The 5,830-nt window shown below is 56.5% G+C and carries 9 protein-coding genes; all 9 read right to left on the bottom strand.

Annotation, left to right across the window (positions count from 1 at the left end; all coding sequences use genetic code 11):
• A partial coding sequence (locus tag VIH17_13900) for a hypothetical protein (GenBank protein ID HEY4684328.1) occupies nucleotides 1–183 on the bottom strand: 183 nt, incomplete at its 3' end.
• Entirely contained in the window at nucleotides 180–1,304 is a 1,125-nt protein-coding gene (gene nuoH / locus VIH17_13895) for an NADH-quinone oxidoreductase subunit NuoH (protein HEY4684327.1), read from the bottom strand. The genes nuoH and VIH17_13900, both read right to left, overlap by 4 nt.
• Nucleotides 1,305–1,340: 36 nt before the next feature.
• Nucleotides 1,341–2,477 carry an NADH-quinone oxidoreductase subunit D gene (locus VIH17_13890; GenBank protein HEY4684326.1) on the bottom strand — a complete coding sequence of 379 codons (1,137 nt, stop codon included), beginning with the start codon at nucleotides 2,475–2,477 and terminating at the stop codon, nucleotides 1,341–1,343.
• 2 nt (nucleotides 2,478–2,479) lie between these two features.
• Entirely contained in the window at nucleotides 2,480–2,977 is a 498-nt protein-coding gene (locus VIH17_13885; protein HEY4684325.1) for an NADH-quinone oxidoreductase subunit C, read from the bottom strand.
• A gap of 259 nt (nucleotides 2,978–3,236) precedes the next feature.
• A complete protein-coding gene (locus VIH17_13880; GenBank protein HEY4684324.1) occupies nucleotides 3,237–3,596 on the bottom strand; it encodes an NADH-quinone oxidoreductase subunit A in 360 nt (119 codons plus the stop codon).
• Between the two features lie 104 nt (nucleotides 3,597–3,700).
• Nucleotides 3,701–4,207 (bottom strand): MogA/MoaB family molybdenum cofactor biosynthesis protein, encoded by a 507-nt coding sequence (locus VIH17_13875; GenBank protein HEY4684323.1) that lies wholly within the window; start codon nucleotides 4,205–4,207, stop codon nucleotides 3,701–3,703.
• Nucleotides 4,188–4,925, bottom strand: a complete 738-nt coding sequence (locus VIH17_13870; protein HEY4684322.1) for a DUF4388 domain-containing protein — start codon at nucleotides 4,923–4,925, stop codon at nucleotides 4,188–4,190. Before VIH17_13870 ends, VIH17_13875 begins: the two co-directional genes overlap by 20 nt.
• Nucleotides 4,922–5,410, bottom strand: coding sequence for a cyclic pyranopterin monophosphate synthase MoaC (moaC, locus tag VIH17_13865; protein ID HEY4684321.1), 489 nt, complete (start codon nucleotides 5,408–5,410; stop codon nucleotides 4,922–4,924). The genes VIH17_13870 and moaC overlap by 4 nt, the downstream gene beginning before the upstream one ends.
• A 197-nt stretch (nucleotides 5,411–5,607) precedes the next feature.
• On the bottom strand, nucleotides 5,608–5,830 hold a 223-nt coding region (locus VIH17_13860), incomplete at its 5' end, for a hypothetical protein (GenBank protein HEY4684320.1).

Below are 5,830 nucleotides of genomic sequence, written 5' to 3'. Positions count from 1 at the left end.
CTCCCCCGTCTCCGGATGGTCGTTCAGCCGCGGCGCTCCCCGGTAACGCTCCGCCACCAAGGGGCGGTCCTTGGGATATTGCTCGGTGTAGATGTTCCGAGGATGTTGCGAGCGAAACGTCACCCAGAGACCTTTGAGAAGATCCAGCAGGAGCATCCGGCGGAGAAGAAGCTTCAAGCTCATGCCGCCAGTCGCTCCCGCCTCTGACCAATCGCCGCAAGATAGGCGGCAACCAGGAAGATTCCAGCATTGCAAAGCCAAAGCGCCTTGCCAGGATTCCACCGATACAACTGGGCGAGGACAATGGCCGTGCCCACGCCGATAACGTTGACGATACCGAGGGGGATCATGAAGCGCCAACCAAGCCGCATGAGCTGGTCGAAACGATAGCGAGGGAACGTGCCACGATACCAAATGAATCCGTACAGGATGATGAAAACCTTGATGAGAAACCAAGCTTCCGGCGGAATAACCTGCAGGAAGTTGAGCCAGCTCACGTTAGGAAAGGGAGCCAGCCAACCGCCAAGAAAGAGCGTGACGGCAATAGATGAGACCACAATCATGTTGGCATATTCGGCCAGAAAATAGAGCGCCCAGCGGAAACCGCTGTACTCAGTGTGAAATCCAGCGACCAGTTCGGACTCAGCCTCAGGCAGATCGAACGGCGCACGGTTGGTTTCCGCTACTGAGGCAACTAAGTACAGGAAGAAGGCAATGGGTGAGTAGGCAAAGAACCAAATATGCTGCTCTTGCTGCACGCGGACGATTTCGCGCATGGAAAGCGTTCCCGCAAGAAGCACCCCACTCAGGATGGCCATCCCCAAAGCCACCTCATAGCTGACCAACTGAGCTGCGCTGCGCAGGGCGCCGAGCAAGGGATAATGACTGTTTGAAGACCATCCCCCCAGGATGATGCCCAAGATTCCAACGGACGAGATCGCCAATAGAAAAAGAATGCCGACGTTGACGTCCACGACATAGGCGCGCTGGCTGAACGGCACGAAGGCAAAAGCGGAAAGAGCGGTGGTTACGGAGATGGCAGGGGCAAACCAGAACACCCATTTGTCAGCCGTGTCCGGAATAATGTCCTCTTTGATCAGTAACTTGAGGGCATCGGCGATGGGCTGAAGGAGGCCATGGGGGCCGACGCGCATGGGACCCAGGCGCACCTGCATGTCGGCCAGCACTTTGCGTTCCAGCAAAACGATGTAACCTGCCAGCAGCGGCACAACCGCCACAATCAAAAGGATTAAGCCGATCCGGAGGGCAAGATCCGAGTGGAGAAACTGTATGAAGTAGTTCATGCGAAAGGACGTTCCATCGCGCCCGGCGGCCAAAGCCTAGCGGTCCACTTCCCCCAGCACGATATCGAGGGTTCCAATGATGGCCACCACGTCGGCAACGAGCATACCCTTCACCATCTTGTCAAACGACTGCAGATTGATGAAAGACGGTGGCCGGATGCGAACCCGGTAGGGTTGGACGGTGCCATCACTCACAACGTAGTAGCCGATTTCGCCCTTGGGCGCTTCGATCGAGTGATAGACCTCGCCGGGTGGCGGTTTCAAAACCTTGCCCACTTTGGCCATGATGGGCCCCGCCGGAATGGTCTCGATGGCTTGCTGACAAATGCGACAGGATTGCCGCATCTCTTCCATCCGAACCATATAGCGGTCAAAAGTATCGCCATTCGTGCCCGTCGGGATCATGAAATCAAATTCGCTATAAGCGGCGTAAGGAAAGGCTTTGCGAATGTCCCATCGCAGGCCGCTAGCGCGCAAGATGGGGCCGGTAGCGCCAAGATCGATGGCGTCTTTGATCGTAAGAATGCCGACACCTTTGGTACGGCCCAGCCAGATGCGATTTTCAGTGAGCAGCGCTTCGTACTCGTCCACACGACGGTAAAAATCGCGGCAAAACCTTCGGACATCATCCTCAAAACCATCGTATGTTTCGTATTGCAAACCGCCGATGCGGAAGGCGTGGGTGGTCAAGCGCGCTCCGCAATACTTCTCAAAAATTTTGAGGACCTCTTCCCGTTCGCGAAAGGTGTAGAAAAGCGGCGTGATGGCGCCGATATCGAGGGCGTGAGTACCCAGCCAAAGGAGATGGCTGGCGATGCGCTGCAGCTCGGTGAGGATGGTACGCACCCAGCGAGCCCGAGGGGGCGCCTCCACGCCGAGCAGCTTCTCAACTGTTTCCACATACCCGAGGCCGTTCGACACCGCCGCCACGTAGTCGGTTCGGTCCACATAGGGAGCGAATTGCGCGTAGGTGCGGTGTTCGGCGATTTTTTCAACGCCGCGGTGCAGATATCCAATGATGCACTCAGAGCCGACGATTTTTTCGCCGTCGAGCTTTAATTTGACGCGAAGAACGCCGTGCGTGGCGGGGTGCTGCGGCCCCATATTGAGGATAATCTCGTCGGCGCCGAGTACGGTTTCCTCGGTAGCTGTCCAGGGTCGTTCGTCAGGCATGACTACTGGCCGCTTTCAATATGCAGGTTTTCACGCACCCAATCGGTGTCCTGCTTGAGAATGTCGTAGTCCTTGCGCAGTGGATGACCTTGCCACTCATCGGGAAGCAAGATTCTCTTGAGATGCGGGTGGCCGTCGAAAACGATGCCGAACATGTCAAAGCACTCCCGTTCGAGCCAGTTGGCAGCACCCCAGACGGAAGCAACACTCGCGATCTTCTGGCTGACGGCCACCTCCGCTTTTAGACGGAGGCGCTCATTTTTCGGGAAGGAGTAAAGGTTGTAGACGACATCGAAGCGACGCTCGCGCTTAGGCCAGTCGAGAGCTGTCAGGTCAGTGAGGAAATCGAATTTCTCGTCGTCGCGAAGATAGCGGCAGATTTCCAAGAGAGGAGCAGAGCTCACCTTGATGATGGCCTGTTTTCGATCCAGGATAGCCTCCCCGATGGCATCAGCGAAGCGTTCCCGCAAGCGCTTTAAGAGTTCGCTGTCAAGAGGCACTGGCTTCAAAAGATCTTCCGGCTTTGGGGGCCGCGGCGGCGAAGGAGCACCGGCGGACGGCTTAGGGGAGGGGGTAGGTTGATCTGCCATTTTTTGCTTGGTTGCCCACGGAAGATCTCAACTCAAGGGACACAAGACAAATACTGTTATCACACGCATGGGCGGAATTCAACACAGCCCAACGAAGCCAAAGATTCTTCAGAAGACAACAAGCACGGGCTCAAAAAAGCCGATGCCACCGCGGTGCTCAAAGGAACGACTAAACCCAGTCGAGAGCGCCTCTCTTGTAGAGCCATACATAGCCAATGATCAAGATTCCCAGAAAAACAAGCATCTCCACCAAGCCAAACAACCCAAGCTGACGATACTGCACGGCCCAGGGAAACAGGAAGATGGTTTCCACGTCAAACACAACAAACAGGATAGCAATGATATAGAAACGAACCGAATAGCGGCCGCGGGCGTCCCCCTCGGCCGGTATTCCGCACTCATAGGCCTTCAACTTGGCACCCACCGCGCGCGAATCCGGCCGGACAAATTTCATGAGCCAAATTGTTACAACCGGCACTAAGAGCGCAAGCAAAACAAAGATGAGCAGGGGAACGTAGTTTGCCGGCATAGTCTTGCCCGCTTGGCCGAAGATGAAAGAGTCATACTAGCACAGGGCCAAGAGCAAGGCAAAGTAGTGGGCGCAAAAAATTTCCGCGCCAGTTGCCGCGGACGTCACCGATGGGAATGAGGATCCTGGCCACGAAGCAGCAGGACGACGTGAGGCAGCAACCGAGCGATGGCAGCCAACGATTGAACCGCCCCGGCGGGGCTGCCGGGCAAATTGACTATAAGGCAGGCACCGCGGGTGCCGGCAAGGGCGCGAGAGAGAGGGGCGAACTTGCTGTGGCGCTGGCCTGTGCGGCGCATCAGTTCAGCGAGACCCGGGATGAGGCGACCGAGAACGGACTCAGTAGCTTCAGGCGTAACGTCACGCAAACCCAGTCCGGTTCCGCCCGACGTCAAGATAATATCCACCCGGCGCGATTTGGACCACGCCAGCAACGTCCGACGAATCGCCGGAAAGCTATCCGGAACAACTTTTCTGAATACGACCCGCCAGCCCAGTTTGCGAACTCGGCGGGCGACGGCAGGGCCGGATAGATCGGGGCGGACGCCACGCGAGGCAGAATCGCTTACGGTCAGCACAGCGACGCGAACGTCAACTTTGGACGGCGCCACGGTTGGCTTCATCTACAAGCCGGAGAGCTTCCATAAGAAGGCCCTGGGTTGAGCGAGTGGTAGTCTGTCGCGAAGGGGCCATGGAAAAATCAATTTCGAACTCCCCTTCATTCCAAAGAACAATCTGGTAGAAAGCATCATCCCCGCGAGAAGTATCAAGGCTAGCATCGAGAATCTGACCGTTCTGAAAAAAAAGCGAGCACTCTTTTCCACCACTGCGAAGGGTCAGCCGGCAAGATTTTTGTCCCATTTCGAGAGACTGGCACAGATCAATGACGTTCATCTCCTCCAGCCGGCCCTGAATGACACCCAGGCGCGTAGCCCCCCGCTGGAGCTTCTCCAAACGAATGCGATCTACTACCTTCTTGGCGCGTGAGACAAGGTCTTTCAAAAAGAAAGGTTTGACGATGTAATCTTCGACAGTGCCGGCCATCAATTGCAGGCGCTCCTCGATGTCCTTTCGGCTAGCCACAAAGATGAGCGGAATCTGGCGAGTTGCTTCCGAGTTGCGCAACTTTTCAAAGAGAGCCGCCCCATCCACATTGGGCATGCGATAATCAGCTACGACAAGATCAGGTTGTTGTTCAGATACCTTACGAATGGCATCGGCACCGTCATTGGCGGTGGTCACCTCGCCCAGGTGCTCCATGCCTTTGCGCATCAGGTCGAGGAGAGCTGGATTGTCCTCGACAAGCAAAATACGAACGCCAGTTTTCATTTTTTCATGAACCCAAGGCCCCGCCGATAGTGCCCGCGGCGACCACCTGTTTTCTCGACGAGGAATAAGTCTGTGATGGTCATGGCAGGGTCGGCCGCCTTACACATATCATAAACCGTGAGGGCAGCGACCGCTGCGGCGGTCAGCGCCTCCATTTCGACGCCGGTCTTTGAAGCGGCTGTCACCCGGGTCGAGATTTGGATCCCATTCTCGCACAGGCTCGCCTCCACATCAATGTAGGTCAAGGGCAAAGGGTGACACAGAGGAATGAGATCGGCGGTACGTTTCGCAGCGGCAATGCCCGCAATGCGGGCGATTTCCAGTGGATTGCCTTTGGGCAGACGCAGGCGTCGAATCCGAGCAAGGGCTTCGGGCCGAATCTGAACAAAAGCCTGGGCTCGGGCCGAGCGCCGCGTGGCCCCCTTTCCGCTTACGTCCACCATGCGGATGCTTCCCTCTTTGCCAAAGTGAGTCAACTTTGCCAATGAGAGCTTTCCTCTTCAGTCAATTCTTCCGAGCCTTCAGCGCCGGGAAGGCACGGCTGATATTAACAGGAAACAATTTGCTGGACGTCAAAGTTGTCCGAAGCGAAAAGCGGGCAGCACACCAGCCAGAGCCCCGCGAACAAAGCTCCTCTCCTATTCCCTTTCCCTGCGGCATGCTCAGGACCGAGGTTCACCAGCTAATTCAAGAGAAACACAACGGTAACATACTCGCCAGCCTTCAAGCACTCCTGGTCATCCGGGAAGATAAGGAAGCAGTCAGAGCGCGAGAGAGCAACCAAATCGCCTGAGCCTTGCCACGACAAAGTCCGCACGCGGACCTCGTTCCCCTCGCGCTCCAGTCTGGCCGGGAGAAACCCCTTCAAGCCGTTTTTCTGCCGGACTTCTACGGCGAGGCGAGCC

It is taken from the genome of Candidatus Acidiferrales bacterium (genome assembly GCA_036514995.1).
Taxonomy (GTDB): Bacteria; Acidobacteriota; Terriglobia; order Acidiferrales; family DATBWB01; genus DATBWB01.
Note: the sequence above shows the minus strand (reverse complement) of the source record. Positions and strands in the feature narration are given on the sequence as shown.